This is a genomic window from Companilactobacillus nantensis DSM 16982, assembly GCF_001435815.1.
Lineage (GTDB): Bacteria > Bacillota > Bacilli > Lactobacillales > Lactobacillaceae > Companilactobacillus > Companilactobacillus nantensis.
The window spans coordinates 65,520-81,973 of sequence record NZ_AZFV01000001.1 but is presented as its reverse complement, the minus strand read 5'-3'; the positions used below and the strand labels follow the sequence as shown (position 1 = coordinate 81,973).

The 16,454-nt window shown below is 36.3% G+C and carries 11 protein-coding genes; all 11 read left to right on the top strand.

Annotation, left to right across the window (positions count from 1 at the left end):
* Positions 1-408: 408 nt before the first annotated feature.
* The 11 genes from dnaG (at position 409) to FD31_RS00285 (ending at position 16,397) form a co-directional block, all read left to right on the top strand.
* Complete coding sequence (dnaG, locus tag FD31_RS00335) at positions 409-2,235, top strand: DNA primase (protein ID WP_057890772.1); 1,827 nt, start codon at positions 409-411, stop codon at positions 2,233-2,235.
* A 23-nt stretch (positions 2,236-2,258) separates the two neighbouring features.
* Positions 2,259-3,377, top strand: a complete 1,119-nt coding sequence (gene rpoD, locus FD31_RS00330; RefSeq protein ID WP_057890771.1) for an RNA polymerase sigma factor RpoD — start codon at positions 2,259-2,261, stop codon at positions 3,375-3,377.
* 301 nt (positions 3,378-3,678) lie between these two features.
* On the top strand, positions 3,679-4,875 hold the full coding sequence (locus tag FD31_RS00325) for an SAM-dependent methyltransferase (protein ID WP_057890770.1): 1,197 nt from the start codon (positions 3,679-3,681) through the stop codon (positions 4,873-4,875).
* 8 nt (positions 4,876-4,883) lie between these two features.
* Complete coding sequence (locus FD31_RS00320) at positions 4,884-5,573, top strand: tRNA (adenine(22)-N(1))-methyltransferase (protein WP_057890769.1); 690 nt, start codon at positions 4,884-4,886, stop codon at positions 5,571-5,573.
* Complete coding sequence (locus FD31_RS00315; protein ID WP_057890768.1) at positions 5,574-6,365, top strand: Nif3-like dinuclear metal center hexameric protein; 792 nt, start codon at positions 5,574-5,576, stop codon at positions 6,363-6,365.
* Positions 6,366-6,378: 13 nt separating this feature from the next.
* Positions 6,379-7,623 (top strand): peptidase T, encoded by a 1,245-nt coding sequence (pepT, locus tag FD31_RS00310; protein WP_057890767.1) that lies wholly within the window; start codon positions 6,379-6,381, stop codon positions 7,621-7,623.
* A gap of 267 nt (positions 7,624-7,890) precedes the next feature.
* On the top strand, positions 7,891-9,630 hold the full coding sequence (locus FD31_RS00305; protein WP_057890766.1) for an SLAP domain-containing protein: 1,740 nt from the start codon (positions 7,891-7,893) through the stop codon (positions 9,628-9,630).
* A gap of 350 nt (positions 9,631-9,980) precedes the next feature.
* Positions 9,981-11,216, top strand: coding sequence for a C39 family peptidase (locus FD31_RS00300; RefSeq protein WP_057890765.1), 1,236 nt, complete (start codon positions 9,981-9,983; stop codon positions 11,214-11,216).
* A gap of 11 nt (positions 11,217-11,227) precedes the next feature.
* Positions 11,228-12,706, top strand: a complete 1,479-nt coding sequence (locus FD31_RS00295) for a peptidoglycan-binding protein (protein ID WP_057890764.1) — start codon at positions 11,228-11,230, stop codon at positions 12,704-12,706.
* A gap of 198 nt (positions 12,707-12,904) precedes the next feature.
* Positions 12,905-14,629, top strand: a complete 1,725-nt coding sequence (locus FD31_RS00290; RefSeq protein WP_057890763.1) for an ABC transporter ATP-binding protein — start codon at positions 12,905-12,907, stop codon at positions 14,627-14,629.
* Positions 14,610-16,397: an ABC transporter ATP-binding protein gene (locus FD31_RS00285; protein WP_057890762.1), complete on the top strand. Its 1,788-nt coding sequence runs from the start codon at positions 14,610-14,612 to the stop codon at positions 16,395-16,397. The genes FD31_RS00290 and FD31_RS00285 overlap by 20 nt, the downstream gene beginning before the upstream one ends.
* Positions 16,398-16,454 lie beyond the last annotated feature (57 nt).

The following is a 16,454-nucleotide window of genomic DNA, read 5'->3' as shown; positions in this document are numbered from 1 at the left end:
CCAAAAATAAAAGGACGAACATAGAGATTAGTCTATATTCGTCCAGTGGCGTACTAGGTACGCGTTCATTTGTATGACAATATTATAGCAGATAAATAGTCTAGAGCAAAATCATTAACATCAAAAAATTCTAAAATTAATGTACTAACTGAGGAACAAAGTGAAAAAGTCATGTGTACAGAGAAGGGCTCATTGTAAATATTAGGTAAACATTTAGCTAGACTTTTACATACAACCGAGTATAATTAATATTTGACAAGCGGCTAGTGGTCCCAGTTTGCACTTTTTGTGGGAGCACTTTTTTATTTCTACGTCGCTGGTGGAATGATGCAACATGTTTGTTTTCCCAAAATGAATGTGTTAGATTATGTTTCTCTGTATTGATAAACATATGAGGAGGTGACGGCCATGGCAACGAGAATTCCGCAGGAATTCATTGATGAGGTTACCTCGAAGACGAATATTGTCGATGTTATTAGTAAGTATGTACAATTAAAGAAGTCAGGTAAGAATTTGTTTGGACTTTGCCCGTTTCATGAAGAACGAACTCCATCGTTTTCAGTCGCAGAGGACAAGCAAATTTTTCATTGCTTTAGTTGTGGTCGTGGTGGCAATGTTTATAAGTTCATCATGGAAATGGAGAACAAAACTTTCCCCGAAGCAGTAATTGAAGTAGCGCAGATGGGAAATATCTCTGTTCCTGATCAATACGAAGCTAGCAACACGCAATATCAGAATTCTGACAGTCAAACATTGTTAAAGATGTACGCCGATGCGGCTAAGCTTTACAGTCACATTTTGACTAAGACTGAAAATGGTACTCCAGCAATGAAGTATCTCAAGAATCGTGAGCTTTCGGATGACTTGATTCAAACCTTTGGTATCGGCTATGCACCGAATAACAATAACTTGCTTTTACAGTTCTTCAAAGACCGGGATATTAATGAAGATATCTTGAGAAAATCAGGACTCTTTGCTGAAAATCAGGAGGGTGAATTGTTCGACCGTTTTCGTGATCGAGTGATGATTCCAATAACTGATGAATCCGGTAATATCATTGCTTTTTCAGGACGTATTTTAGACAAGGCGGCTTCGACAGCCAAGTACATGAATAGTCCGGAAACGGAAATCTTTAATAAGGGTAAAACATTGTTCAATTTGAATAATGCCAAAAAAGAAATCCGTGAAAAGGGTAATGTGATTTTGTTTGAAGGCTTTATGGATGTTATTAGTGCGTATAAAGCCGGTGTTACCAATGGTGTTGCATCAATGGGTACTAGTTTAACGGATCAGCAGCTTTACGTGTTGAGTCGTTTAACTGATAAGATCAATGTTTGTTACGATGGCGATGATCCCGGTGTTGAGGCTACTTATCGGGCTTTGACCCAGTTGACTGATGAACGGTTCACATATGGTGTCATTAGTATCCCTGATAAAAAGGATCCTGATGAATATATCAGAAGTGAGGGTTTTGAGAAGTTTCAAAATTTAGCTAATAATGGTGTGCAGACACCGATTGCCTTTATTTTGAATTACTTTAAGCGTAACTATAACCTGAATAATGAGCATGATCAGTTAGAGTTTCTGAATCAATCGTTACACGAAATAGTAAAATTACAATCACCTGTTGAAATCGATATGTATGTTGGCAAGGTCGCTGACGAAATGCACGTGTCTAAGGAAGCTATCAACAAAGAATTAGATGCTTTGCGACGTCAGATCAAGATTCAAGAGCTGGCTAATAATTATAAAGATGTTCAGCAAAAAGCTGTCGCAGCGGTAACTTCAACCGTTAAGCCAAAATATAATCGTTTGGAAAAATCTGAACGCTACTTATTGTATTGGGCAATTAATTTCCCCGAAGTTAGGATTAACTTGAAAGGTGAAGGATTCAAGTTTGTTCATCAAAATTACCAACGGATTTTTGATGCGTTATTGTCATATGTGGAACAAGATGACATTGATGACGATGAAATCAATGTTTCCGATTTCATGAACGTTTTGGATAATGATGATAAAAATCTTTTAGCGGAATTAGAAATGATGAATATGCCTGATGAATATAATGATCAAGAAATTGATGATTATATTAATAACATCAAGAATTCTGACTTGGAAACACAGTTGGCGGAAATCAATGAGCAACTCAAAAAGGCGGCGATGGTTGGTGACAACAAATTGCAGATGGAGTTAGTGAAGCAATTGGTTGATGTAAGAAGAATCCTTAGCAATTAAGCATACTGGAGGAATAAATATATATGGCTACTACTAAAAAACCAGCAGTATCGAAAGAATTAAAAGCAGCAACAAAGAAACTTATCAAAGACCTTAAGAAAACTGGTAAGATCACGGAAGATGACCTTCAAGAAAAGATTATCAAGCCTTACAAGCTTAAGGGCGAAGCTTTAACAAACTTCGTTAGTGAACTTGAAGATGTTGGTATCGGTGTTGTTGATGAAAAGGGCAATCCTAGTAAGTTAGCACTTCTTAAAGAAAAGAAGGAAGCTAGCAAGAGTAAAAAAGAAGCAACAGCTGCCGCTACTGATATTAAAGTTAACGATCCTGTTCGTATGTATCTAAAGGAAATTGGTCGTGTTCCTTTGCTTAATGCTCAACAAGAAGTTGATTTAGCTTTGAAGATTGAACAAGGTGATGAAGAAGCTAAACAAGCATTAGCTGAAGCTAACTTACGTTTGGTTGTTTCAATTGCTAAACGTTATGTTGGACGTGGGATGCAATTCTTGGATTTGATTCAAGAAGGTAACATGGGTCTAATGAAGGCCGTTGAAAAGTTTGATTACCGTCTAGGTTTCAAGTTCTCAACTTATGCAACCTGGTGGATCAGACAGGCCATTACTCGTGCTATTGCTGACCAAGCTAGAACAATCCGTATTCCTGTTCACATGGTTGAAACTATCAACAAGTTGATCAGAATCCAACGTCAATTACTTCAAGATTTAGGTCGTGAACCACTTCCTGAAGAAATTGGTGCTGAAATGGATATGCCTACTGGTAAAGTTCGTGATATCTTGAAGATTGCTCAAGAACCAGTTTCATTGGAAACACCTATTGGTGAAGAGGATGATTCACACCTTGGTGACTTCATTGAAGATTCAGACGCAACAAGTCCAGAAGATCACGCTTCATATGAACTTTTGAAGGAACAATTGGAAAATGTCCTTGATACTTTAACAGACCGTGAAGAAAACGTCTTACGTCTTCGTTTCGGTTTGGATGACGGTCGGACAAGAACACTTGAAGAAGTAGGTAAAGTCTTCGGTGTTACTCGTGAAAGAATTCGTCAAATTGAAGCCAAAGCATTAAGAAAATTACGTCACCCTTCAAGATCAAAACAATTGAAGGATTTCTTGGAATAATAAGCAACTAAAGACTGCCAAAAGGCGGTCTTTTTTTATGCCGCCTTCAGGAACAAAAAAATTAGGTCGCTATGGGGACCTAATTTCTTGTTCCTTCTAGGTGAATATTTAAAATTTCCTTTTCCAGAATGTAGTCTAATGATGTCTCCGCTCTGGAGATGGCAAATATAAATAACATGTTAGATAAAAGACACTTAAAAAAAGGACACTTTGAGATTTGTTTCTGAAAAATAAACTTTTATGTTTATATTTTTTCATAATTTGATTTACAATTAATATATCTATTTTTTTGGAGGATGTTATGTTAGATAAAAAGATTTACGACGAAATATTTTCACGTTCATTTACTATTCCTATTAAGGTTGTCTTTTGGGATGGTAAAGAGAAACTTTATGGACCAGAGGGAAAATCTGATATAACTATCAAGTTTAATGAAAAAGTTCCAATTTCGGAAGTTGTTAAACATGCTACTTTGACATTAGGTGAAGCCTACATGGATAAGAAGATTGAGATTGACGGTTCAATTCAAAAATTGATTACCTCCGCCTATACGCAATCAGATAGTTTCATGTCCAGTTTGAAATTAAAGAAATACATTCCTAAGTTCAGTCACACTGAAGAGGGAAATAAAAAAGAAATTCAAGAACACTATGATATCGGTAATGATTTCTACAAGTTATGGCTTGATGATACAATGACTTACTCATGTGCTTATTTCAGAACACCAGAAGATACTTTGGAACAAGCCCAAATGAACAAAGTACACCACATTTTGAATAAATTGAATACTAAGCCTGGTGAAACAATTCTTGATATTGGCTGTGGTTGGGGAACAATGATGTTTACTGCTGCTAAAGAATATGGTTTGAAGGCCAAGGGTGTTACGCTTAGTCAAGAACAATATGATTTTGTTAACCAAAAGATTCAAGATGAAAATCTTGGTGACCAAATGGAAGTTATGCTCGAAGATTACCGTGAAGTTAACGAAAAATTTGATCACGTTGTTTCTGTTGGTATGTTCGAACACGTTGGTAAGGAAAACTTGCCTGGTTACTTTGAAATGGTTAAGAAGCTTTTGAAGCCAGATGGAAATGCCTTGATTCATGGTATTACTGGTCAACATTACGGTGTTGGTGTCGATGCTTGGTTAGTTAAGTATATCTTCCCAGGTGGCTACATTCCTGATGTCAAGGAAAATGTTGGTCATATTTTAGATGCTGGTCTACAAATTGATGACCTTGAACCATTACGTCGTCATTACCAAAAGACAGTTGAAATTTGGGACCGCAATTTTGATAAAGTTAAAGATCAAGTTAATGAAATGTATGGTGAAAGATTTGTAAGAATGTGGGACTTGTATCTTCAAGCCTGTGCTGCTTCATTTGAAAGTGGTAATATTGATGTTATCCAATTCTTATTAACAAATGGACCTAGTGGAACTGCTATGCCAATGACACGTGAATACATGACAGACTTAGACAAAAAGACTGCAGAATAGAGGTTAAAGTGACTTTACTTTCAAAGAGATTACAAGCCGTTTATCAAATGGTTGACGCAAATACAAGAGTGGCTGATATTGGATCAGATCACGCCTATTTACCAGTAGAATTAATTGAAGAAAAAGTGGCAAATTATGCCATTGCTGGTGAGGTTGCCAAGGGACCAATGTCACGTTCAAAAGAGGACGTTGACAAGTTTGGTCTTAGTGACAAAATCGACGTACGTTTAGGTGACGGATTAGCCGTTATCAAAGCAGATGATTTAATCGATACCGTAGTAATTGCTGGTATGGGTGGAATATTGATTCAAAATATTCTTACTAATGCGACTGCAGAGCAATTATCACACGTAAAAACTTTAGTATTACAACCTAACATTGGTGAACCGCTGGTACGTCGCTGGTTAGTAGAAAATGGTTTCAAAATCGTTGATGAAGATATCGTTGAAGAAGATCGTCACGTTTATGAAATCATTAAAGCTGAAAAAGTCACTGAACCTATTACCCTGACCGATGCCGAGTTATTAATGGGACCTGTTTTGATGCAAAAGAAGACACCAACTTTTGTTGCTAAGTGGGAACACAAGTTGAATGGCTATCACAAAGCAGTTGCAAATATGGGCTATGCTAAGAAAATTGATCAAGCAAAAATTGATGTTATGAACCAAAATATTCAATATATTGAGGGGATACTATAAATGGTTAAAGTTCAAGATATTATTAATCGCATAGAAGAATTTGCTCCATTATCAATTAAAATGGACGGTGATCCAACTGGTTTTCAAATGGGTGACCGTCAACAAACAGTAAATCGTGTAATGACAACACTCGATGTTCGTCCAAACGTTGTTGCTGAAGCAATTGACAAGAAAGTTGACCTAATCGTGGCTCATCATCCAGTGATGTTTCATGCAGCTCACAATCTTGATTTAGCTTCACCACAAAATAAGATGTATCGTGATTTGTTGACACATAACATTTCTGTTTATGCTAGTCATACTAACTTAGATAAGGCTCATAATGGTATGAATGACTGGTTGATGGAAGAGCTTGGCTTACAAAATGTTCGTTTCTTAGACGAAAACGATGACTATTCAATAGGCCGAATGGGTGAAACAAAAGAACCAATGGATCTAGTTGATTTTGCCAAAATGGTGCGTGATGCTTATCATTTATCAAATTTGCGTTATGTAAAATCTGATTTAGGTCAAAAAGTACACAAAGTTGCAATTATCGGTGGAGACGCTGGTAAATTCTATCCTGAGGTTTTAAAAGCTGGTGCCGATACCTTTATTACGGGTGATGTTTATTATCATACAGCCCACGATATGATGGCTAATGGCTTAAATGTTGTCGATCCTGGACATCACGTTGAAGCTGTCTTTATAAAAGAAATGGCAAATATCCTAAATGATTGGAAAAGGTCTAATAAATTAGATTTAGATATAGTACAATCAGAGGTAGATACAGAACCATATAATTTTTTATAGGGAGCGTATAAAAATGGCAATAAAATATGAAAAATTGATTCCACGTTTTTTGGAATATGCAAAACAGAATACTCGTTCAGATGAGAATTCCACAACAATTCCTTCAACTGAGAGACAAACAGAGTTTCTCAAGAAGTTGGCTGAAGAATTGATGGAAATCGGTTTGAGTGATGTTAAGATTCGCAAAGTTGATTCATATTTGACCGCTGAATTGCCTTCAAATCTTGATTATGATGTTCCAGTCTTGGGATTACTTTCTCACGTTGATACTGCTGATTTTAATTCAGAGGATATTAAGCCAAAAATCGTTGAAAATTACGATGGCAAGAGTGTTATCAAGCTTGATGAGGCAGGTAAGTATACACTCGATCCAGCAGTCTTTGCTTCATTGAAGAACTATGCTGGTCAAACACTTATCACTACTAGTGGTGACACATTATTAGGCTCAGATGATAAATCAGGTGTATCTGAAATTATCACAGCAATGGAATATTTGATCAATCATCCTGAAATCAAACATGGTAAGATCAAGATTGGTTTTGGACCCGATGAGGAAATTGGTACTGGGGCAACACACTTTGATGTTAAAGATTTCGGTGCAGACTTTGCTTATACTGTTGACGGAGGACCACTTGGTCAACTTGAATACGAAACATTTAGCGCTGCTGGTTTGAAAGTTCACATTACTGGTAAAGATGTTCACCCTTCAGGTGCTAAGGGAATCATGGTCAACTCAATGTTGATTGCTAATGAATTCCAAAGCATGCTGCCAGCTGATGAAGTGCCGGAAAAGACTGAAGGTCGCGAAGGTTTCTTCTTGTTGACAGATGAAACAGGAACAATCGATCACACCGATATGGCTTATATTATCCGTGACTTTGAACGCGACGGTCTTGAAGCTCGTAAGAACAAGATTACTGAGATCGTTAAAGCCTTGAATGATAAGTATGGGGCTGATACAGTTAAGATTGATATGAAAGATCAATACTACAACATGTATGAGATCATGAAGGATCACATGGAAGTTGTTAAGATTGCTGAAGAGGCAATGAAGAACTTGAACATTGAATCAGATGAAGCACCAGTTCGTGGTGGGACAGATGGTTCAACAATTTCTTTCATGGGTTTACCAACACCAAACTTATTTGCTGGTGGCGAGAACATGCATGGACGCTTTGAATATGTTTCTGAAGAAGCAATGGAAAAAGCCGTTGATGTAGTACTTGAAATTATTAAATTAAATAGTCAAAAGAAATAATAAATAATTTACGAAAGAGAAGTTGATAATCACCAAATTATCAACTCCTCTTTTTTTGTGCAATTTACTACATAAAAAAAATCTTATGTAACCTTAAACGAATTCATAACTATACTAATTAAAATATATGTTTTACGAAAACATATAAATAAGAAAAAAAACAGCATACCAAGACCGATGAGTAAAAGTACAAAATTAAGCACCTTTTTATTACAAAACGATTTATACTATCTGTATAAACATTATTTATAAGGGGGATGCTTCTTTATGAAAAAGTTAATTACTCTTGTATTTGTGAGCGGTGCGGCGGGATTATTAATATCTAGTACGCTAATGAATGTTCCCATTCAAGCAGCAACTACTGTTGAGGAACCAAGTAGTAGTGTTAGTGGTGAAGATGATATTGATTCATGGATGCCAGACAAAAATTTACAAACCGTTGTATCTTATGAGGTAAATTCTTGGTATGGCTTACCTTTGACTAAACACAATGTGGGATTATTACATGATGATGATACTGGACGTTTTCAGGGACAGTTTTCTCTGAACTATTTAATAGAATCGAATGCTCCGGGATCAATAAAATCCATTGAAGGAATTCAGTATGCTACAAATTTATCTAAGTTAACATTTAGCGGAAATAAAGCTTATTCGAATCTAATTCTAAAAAAAGATAGTGATGGTATTGTTGACATTTCACCTATTAAAAATTTAAAAAATTTGACTAGTTTAGATTTTACTTCTAATTCCATTAAGGATATTTCTCCCATTCAAAATCTTATTAATTTAGAGGAGTTATCTTTAGGAACAAACAGTATTACAAATTTCGATGTTTTAACTAAATTACCAAAAATAAAATACTTGAACATTGGCTACCAAAGTTTAGTTGAACCAACTAAAAGTATAACTGACCAATCATTTTCAATTGATCCAAAGTCGTACATCGGGACATCTGGTAATGAAACTATTTCGAATGTTAAAGGAACAGTTACAAATAATACGGCTGATGTAAAGGTTGAAAACAATGTAGTGAAAGTATCTAATGCTAAGTCCGCTGACACATTAGTAATTACATATGACGGTATAGTAACTTATAATGGTAAGACTTATACCGCCGACACAACAATTACTCAACCATATACGCTAACTGCAATCAAAACAAAAAATGTTTCATTAACAGTTGGAGACAAGTGGGATAACTCACAAGGATTAGTTTCTGTGACTAATAATAAGGGAAATCCCGGAACAATTGACGATGTAGATATCAGTGGTGATACAGTAGATACTTCAAAGCCTGGGGTTTACAAGGTGACATATACTTCTAAAGAAAATAAAGATATAAGTGAAACAGCTACTATCACTGTTAGTGCAAAAAGTGTACCTAAACATAACTCAAGCGATTCTGAGAAGTCTAATATTTCGTCCATTAGTCCATTCACCATTACTCTTGGTAGTGAACCGATTTCAATGTACAGTGCCACGGGAGTTTATCTTGATACATTAAACTTATCAGACTTTACTAATTACACGATAACTAAGAAAAATGTTATCGACGGTGTTACTTACTATCAATTGTCAGATGGTAATTGGATAAAGGCTAATGATGTTCAAAAAACAGCGGATTATCTCACAACTATTCAAACACACTCCAATTCGAATAAAAATTTGTATAAATTAGATGGATCTTTAATTACTGATCGTGGCTTAGCTAAAGCTACTGACTGGAAGGTTGATAAACTTTCATTTATTAATGGTACAAAATATTATCGTGTAGCTACCAATGAGTGGGTCAAAGCTGATGATGGTATTGAAATATTACCTTTAAGAGGTGCTGTTCAGCCAAGTGAAACAGCACAATTGTATACAGATTTTGGTAAAAAGAGTGATCGTGCATTGGCTAAAAACTCTAGATTTGTAACTGACAAGCAGGCTAAAATTAATGGAGAGACTATGTATCGTGTTTCTACTAATGAGTGGGTCATGGCTAGTCAAGTAACATTCAAATAAGTGGAACCGATATTTCTAGAGTAAATATTTTCGAATTTTAAATACAAAAAGCTCTATACTTCCAAGCGTTATGCTGAAGTATAGAGCTTTTTCGTATCTACCTTGAAGAATCAGTATATTGTTAAAAATAGGAATTTATCCCGATTTTTTTGCTGATAGCTATTCTTTTTTGAAATACTCTGATGTTATACTTATCATATTAAAGTATTGATAAAATTAATCGCGAATGAGTGAGTGTCAAAATTTACACAGTTGTGATTTTTTATCATGCAGATGATGTAGGGGGGCGTGCTCATAAACGATATATATGTTTTTGATTTACAGTCAAATATGAAGGGTAATAGAAGTATATGGGGTTAAAAAGAAAACTACTTTACGCAACTTTGTTTGCGTCTAGCTGTCTGCTTTCAACAAATATTGTTAAAGCCGACACCGTAAATAACAATATTGAAGGAAATGTCAGTCAAAGTATTGCCACAGCCGATACACAGACCGCTTCTGAACAAACCAAATCAGCTGCTCCTGACGTGAATACTGCAACGCCAAAAACAGAAACAACTGATCAAGCTCCTGTTCAAACACAGACTCAAGATGCTCAACAAACTACGAATACTACAGCAACAACAACGACACCAACTCAAGTTCAAACGACGACCATTGTTAGAACTAAACCAGTTGATGGAGTTTATACTGTCGGTGGTCAATTGACATATTTACATCGCGCCGATGGTTCACAAATTACTGACCGTGCCTTGGGTCCAAACACTGCTTGGTATACTGACACTTATAATTCAATGAGTGACGGTAGCAATTATTATCGAGTAGCAACTAATGAATTTGCCAATAGCAATAACGGAACATTTACTTCAAATGTTCAAGCATATCAAGGTAATGCAACCGTTGTTTACCAAAAGGGTTCCAGCGCGCATACTTTCCAAAACTACGGTAATAAAGCTACTTATGTAGGTAATAATTTGCCAACTGGTAGTACATGGAAGATTAGTAATCATACTAAGGTCAATGGTAAAGAATGGTACGAAATTGGTGATGATACTTGGATTCCACAAGACTACGTTGTTGTTAATGGTGGTCAATATAAGGATTCTGACTGGATCTCTGGTGTACCTTTGATTGCACAACGTCCAGAATTACCAAATGGTTGTGAAATTACTGCTGTTACGATGATGTTGCAATACGCGGGAGCCAAAGTCGATAAGATGCAAATGGCTCGTGAAATGCCACGTAGCAGTGATCCAAATTATGGTTATATCGGTCAACCTTGGGATCAAACAGGAATTACTATTTTCCCATCAGCTTTGATGAACTTGGTTGAAAAATATGCTGGAACTGCTAAAGATTTGACTGGCCAAAACTTTGACGCTATTAAATATCAAATCAATATCGGTCACCCAGTTGTTACATGGCACACCTTGTATGGCTTCCCATACCATGCTTTAGTAGTCACTGGTTATGATTCAAATTACGTTTATTACAACGATTGTTGGACAGACCAAACACTTCAAATGGGGATTAATCAATTTATTAACAATTGGAACACGCAAAAACGGCGTGCAATAAGTTATTAGGGGATAAAAAGATGAATAAAAAGGCAAAACTATCTTTTGTTTGTGGTTTAGCACTAACAATGTTGGCTGTTACAACTCAACAAACTGTTAAAGCTGACACAACAACAGACAACAACCAAGTTACAACAACTAACGACTCACAAACACAAGCCGTTTCTCAAGCAACCGCCGCTGTTTCTGAAGCAGTTGCAACTGATCAACAAGCTGACCAAGCTGTAACACCTGCTACAGCCACAGCTGATACGACTGACCAAACTAACACTGCTGCAACAACTGACGACAACACAACAAGTGCTGATCAAACAGCTACTACACAAGCTGATGCCAGTGCAGCTAACGTTACTAAAATTAAGGGTATTGTTACAACTAAAGGTCAAGCAACACAACTTTACAAACAAGATGGTACATTGATTACTGACCGTCAACTTGGACCTAACACTCCTTGGTTTACTGATGAAAACTTAAGCTACAATGGTAAGAGCTATTATCGTGTTGCTACAAACGAATATACCGATGGTAATGATGTTATTTTAACTTATGGTAACGCTGCTGATGGTATCGTTCGTGTTAAGCAATCAGGTGCTGTAAATTATTCACGTACAGCACAAGGTTTTGTTAAGAGTGGTCAACCAAATCTTGGTGCCAATTCAGTTTGGAAATACAATCGTACTGATAGTGCCAATGGTTTAACTTACTACCAAATTGCTAACAACGTTTGGTTAAACAGTGATGATGCTACAACAGCCGCTGCTTACCAAAATCCAAATGGCTGGCTACAAATTTCCAACAGTCAAATTCAACCTAGTGGTGGTAACGTTGGTTACGATCTATACAACGGTGTTGAAGGTATCAAGACTTACTTAGTTAGAAAATATTTCGGTTACTCAAACGTTCACACAATCTACGATGGTTCAGTAACTGCTAGTGTTCGTGCACTTCAAGCTAGAAAAGGTTTGCCTGTAACTGGTGTTGTTGATTTGAAGACTTGGGAAGCAATGGGCTTTGTTGAAAGCACATGGTATGGTATTGATTCATACGTTGCTCCATTACAAACAAACATCACAAGTACACGTTCAGATCACATCGAAGCTATGATTAACCAAGCATACAAATACTTAGGTCAACCATGGATCACAGGTGCAGCTAGTTCACCAGATTATGGTGTTGATTGTTCTGGTCTTGTGACACAAGCACTTTATGCTTCAGGTGTTGATTCAGCCCCAATTACTGCTATTCAACACGCTCAACCAGGTCATGAATGGAACAGTCGTGACTACTGGGCAGATGATAGAATGCCACATGTAAACTTCAATGATCGTCAACGTGGAGATCTAATTTTCTTCACTGACCCTTCAACTGGAATTATTTGGCACGTCGGTATTCTTTTGGACAAAAATACTATGATTGAATCATGGCCATTTGCTGTTCAAGTACATTCAATTTACGGTGGTCGTGGTAACATTGCCGGCGTTAAACGTGTATTCCATTAATTAGTTATTATTTAAGTCCTGACGGAAAAGTTGGGGCTTTTTTTGATACGATATTTTAATTAATATTTCGTTCCATTAAACTTGTTTCAAAAATAATCTTGTACTAAGATAAAATCATATAATTCGACAGACGTCACGGAATCCTTAGTCCTTACTAGGTTATGGAGTTCGTGGCGTTTTTTTTAGGAAGTGATTCTTTTGTTTCGAATCGTGATGCAGCATACACATGGTAAAGCCAGATGGAGCTTTTTTCTTGCACCAATAATCATGTTAGGTGAGGTTTTTTGTGATTTACAACAACCAACTCTAATGTCGCAAATAATTGATCAAGGCCTTGCTAAAGGTGATCTAACTTTCGTTATTCAGCATGCGTTATTAATGTTAATGTTTGCTATTTTAGGATTAAGTTTCGGTGGGACTTGCGGTGCTTTAGGAAGCTATGCCTCATTAAAAATGGGTGAATCTTTAAGAAGTCACATGTTAGAAATTGCTTTGAAAAACCGTCAGCCTAATGGCTTAGCTCCAGCCACATTGATTACTCGAATTACTAATGATGTAACGCAAATGCAAAATTTAGTTATGATGGTAACTCGTGGTCTAGTTAGAGCTCCAATGTTGTTATTGGGTGGGGTAGTTATGTCAATTATCGTTTGTCCCGATTTAGCACCTATCTTGTTGATTATCATGCCATTTTTAGTAGTTTTCTTATTAATTATTGTTCGAAAAAGTATTCCCAAATATACACAAATGCAACAGTCCGTCGATCGTGTTAATCAGGTTATGCGTGAGAATTTACAAGGTGCTAAGACAATAAAGGCTTACGTTTTGGAGAATCATCAGTTACAACAATTTTCCGAACAAAACCAACAATTGCAAAATAATTCTCAAATTGCAGCAATGGTAACAGTCATTTTGTCACCAGTAATTCAGCTAATGCTTAATTTAGGTGTTGTCATTGCCTTAGCTTATGGTGGCAGTTTGGCGATTAGTCATACGATAAGTGACGGACAAATCATTGCCTTCGTTAATTACATGATTCAAATTACTAGTGCCATGATTATGACAGTCAATATTATTACCGCCTTTTCACGAGCAATTACTAGTGCAACTAGGGTTCAGGCTGTATTGGATGAAGCAAAATCTGAACAACAAGTAACGACGGTTGATATGCGACCAAGCAATGATCAGATTGACTTTGAAAATGTCTCATTTGGCTATCAAACTAGCAAACCAATTCTAGATAACATTAGCTTTCACGTTAAGTCTGGCCAATGGTTGGGTATTATTGGAGCTACTGGTTCCGGAAAAAGTTCATTGATTAATTTGTTGACGCGACAGTATGATCAATACTCGGGTCAGATTAAACTTGGTGGTATTGATATTCAGAAGATGAGTCTAGCTACTGTACATCAAGAAATAGCGGTTGCATTACAAGATTCGTTACTATTTTCTGGGACCATAAAAAGCAACTTAACGTATGGTGCTATCAAAGCGACTGATGTTGAATTAAATCAAGCAACAAAAGTTACACAAGCATTTACGTTTATTGACCGTTTATCAAAAAAATATTTAGCTCCTGTTGAACAAGCGGGGAAAAACTTTTCTGGTGGTCAGAGGCAACGTTTAAACTTAGCACGAGCAATTGTCCCTGACAGTAATATTTTGGTCTTAGACGATGCGACAAGTGCCGTAGATCAAGCCACAAATGCTCAAATTAAGAAAAATCTACAAAAACTGCGACACAATAAAACTACGTTGATTATTTCGCAAAGGGTAACTAATGTGATGAATTGTGACGAGATTATTGTCTTGGAAGACGGTAAATTAACCGCTCAAGGTACTCATGCAGAGTTACTTCAAAAATCAAACTTTTATCGTGACTTGATTCAAACACAGTTAGGGGATGTTGATTTTGATGCGTAGAAGAGTCCCTCGTAATATTCATCGTGAAAAAGTTTCTTTAACTAATTGGAAAAAAACAATTTTTCGAGTCGGTAGTTATTTGAAAGATTACCGTTCTAAGTTAATGCTCGTTTTTACATTTACCATAGTGACTACTTTGACAACTGTAATCGGCAATCGTATTAACGGAATCGTCATTGATAAGTACATTAGCCAAAATAAGTTACATATACTGTTAATAGTTTGTGCATTGTTGGCCACAATGTATGTTATTGCTAGTATTTTTACCTATTTTCAAAATTCAGTCACAATTAAAGTCGCACAAGCAGTTAGTACAAAAATTCGGCAAGATGTTTTTAGTAACCTTCAACGTTTACCAATGAAATATTTTGATACGCATAATAATGGAGATGTCATGAGTCGTTTGACAAATGATGTTGACAATATTAATACGGCATTAATGCAGACGTTCGTCCAGTTGTTTACCGGGGTAATTAGTGTTATCGGTATGGGATTGGCAATGATTATTTTGTCACCACTACTAACAGGAGTTACATTGCTCAGTACGGTTGCGACTTACTTATTTTCTAAGGCTATCGCCAAATTGACGCAAAAGGCTTTTGTTAATCAGCAGAATCGATTGGGTGAATTAAATACCCAGATTGAAGAATCTGTTAGTGGCAAACAATTAGTTCAACTATTCAATCACACTGATTCCACAATGTCAGAATTTAATAAAGTAAATCGTCAATATACTAAGGCAGCCTATAAAGCACAGGCATTATCATCCGTTATTGGTCCATTTAATAATATGACCAACAACGTTGCCTATGTATTGATCACGGCGATTGGAGCTGTTTCCATCATTGGTCATTACGGCAATATCACAGTCGGAGTTATTTTTACTTTTTTAATTTACTTAAGAAATTTCACTGGTCCCATCAATAACGTCTTAGATTTGATCAACACCTTACAACTATCATTAGCTAGTGCTGAACGAGTTTTTGAATTGATTGATGAATCACAAGAAAAAGATAATCCTGAAGCGATTTCCTTGAAGAAAGCTCAAGGCCATATTATCTTTGATCATGTTTCATTTGCTTATGATAAACGGATGATTTTAAATGATATCAATTTGGTGGCAGATCCAGGAGAAGTTGTGGCGTTAGTTGGTCCAACTGGAGCTGGCAAAACAACTATCATGAATTTATTGACGAATCTTTATCCACTTAAAAAAGGACATGTATTGTTAGATGGTCATGATATGACAAAGATTCGACGTGCCGATTTACGAAAAAATGTAGCGATAGTCCAACAAGAGTCATTTCTATTTACAATGAGTATTCGTGAAAATATTCGTTTAGGGCGCCCTGATGCATCTAATAGTGACGTTGAAAGGGCGGCAATTGAGGCCAATGCTGATACATTCATTAGACAGTTACCAGATGGTTACGATACATTACTGAGTGAAAATGCCTCTCAATTATCACAAGGGCAAAGGCAATTGTTGAGTATTGCTAGGGCATTTATTACTGAAGCACCGGTTTTGATTTTGGACGAGGCGACAGCATCAATTGATAGTCAAACTGAAGCTGATGTTCAAAAAGCAATGGCCAACCTTATGAAGAATAAAACTAGTTTTGTCATTGCTCACCGTTTATCAACGATTCAAAAGGCTAATCAGATCTTGGTTATTAAATATGGTCAGGTTATTGAACAAGGGAATCATCAGAGCTTGTTAAATAAAAACGGCTTTTATGCCAAGTTATATAACAGTCAGTTTGATTAAATATCATCTTTTATCAGCCTTTAAGGTTGTTTTTGGTATAATGAAATTATCTTAAAA

Bases quoted from the DNA above. Each gene is read 5' to 3' on its own strand.
- FD31_RS00285 (WP_057890762.1), top strand. From the start codon at position 14,610: ATGTTGATTTTGATGCGTAGAAGAGTCCCTCGTAATATTCATCGTGAA.
- pepT (WP_057890767.1), top strand. From the start codon at position 6,379: ATGGCAATAAAATATGAAAAATTGATTCCACGTTTTTTGGAATATGCA.
- FD31_RS00325 (WP_057890770.1), top strand. From the start codon at position 3,679: ATGTTAGATAAAAAGATTTACGACGAAATATTTTCACGTTCATTTACT.
- FD31_RS00305 (WP_057890766.1), top strand. From the start codon at position 7,891: ATGAAAAAGTTAATTACTCTTGTATTTGTGAGCGGTGCGGCGGGATTA.
- FD31_RS00300 (WP_057890765.1), top strand. From the start codon at position 9,981: ATGGGGTTAAAAAGAAAACTACTTTACGCAACTTTGTTTGCGTCTAGC.
- FD31_RS00295 (WP_057890764.1), top strand. From the start codon at position 11,228: ATGAATAAAAAGGCAAAACTATCTTTTGTTTGTGGTTTAGCACTAACA.
- dnaG (WP_057890772.1), top strand. From the start codon at position 409: ATGGCAACGAGAATTCCGCAGGAATTCATTGATGAGGTTACCTCGAAG.
- rpoD (WP_057890771.1), top strand. From the start codon at position 2,259: ATGGCTACTACTAAAAAACCAGCAGTATCGAAAGAATTAAAAGCAGCA.
- FD31_RS00315 (WP_057890768.1), top strand. From the start codon at position 5,574: ATGGTTAAAGTTCAAGATATTATTAATCGCATAGAAGAATTTGCTCCA.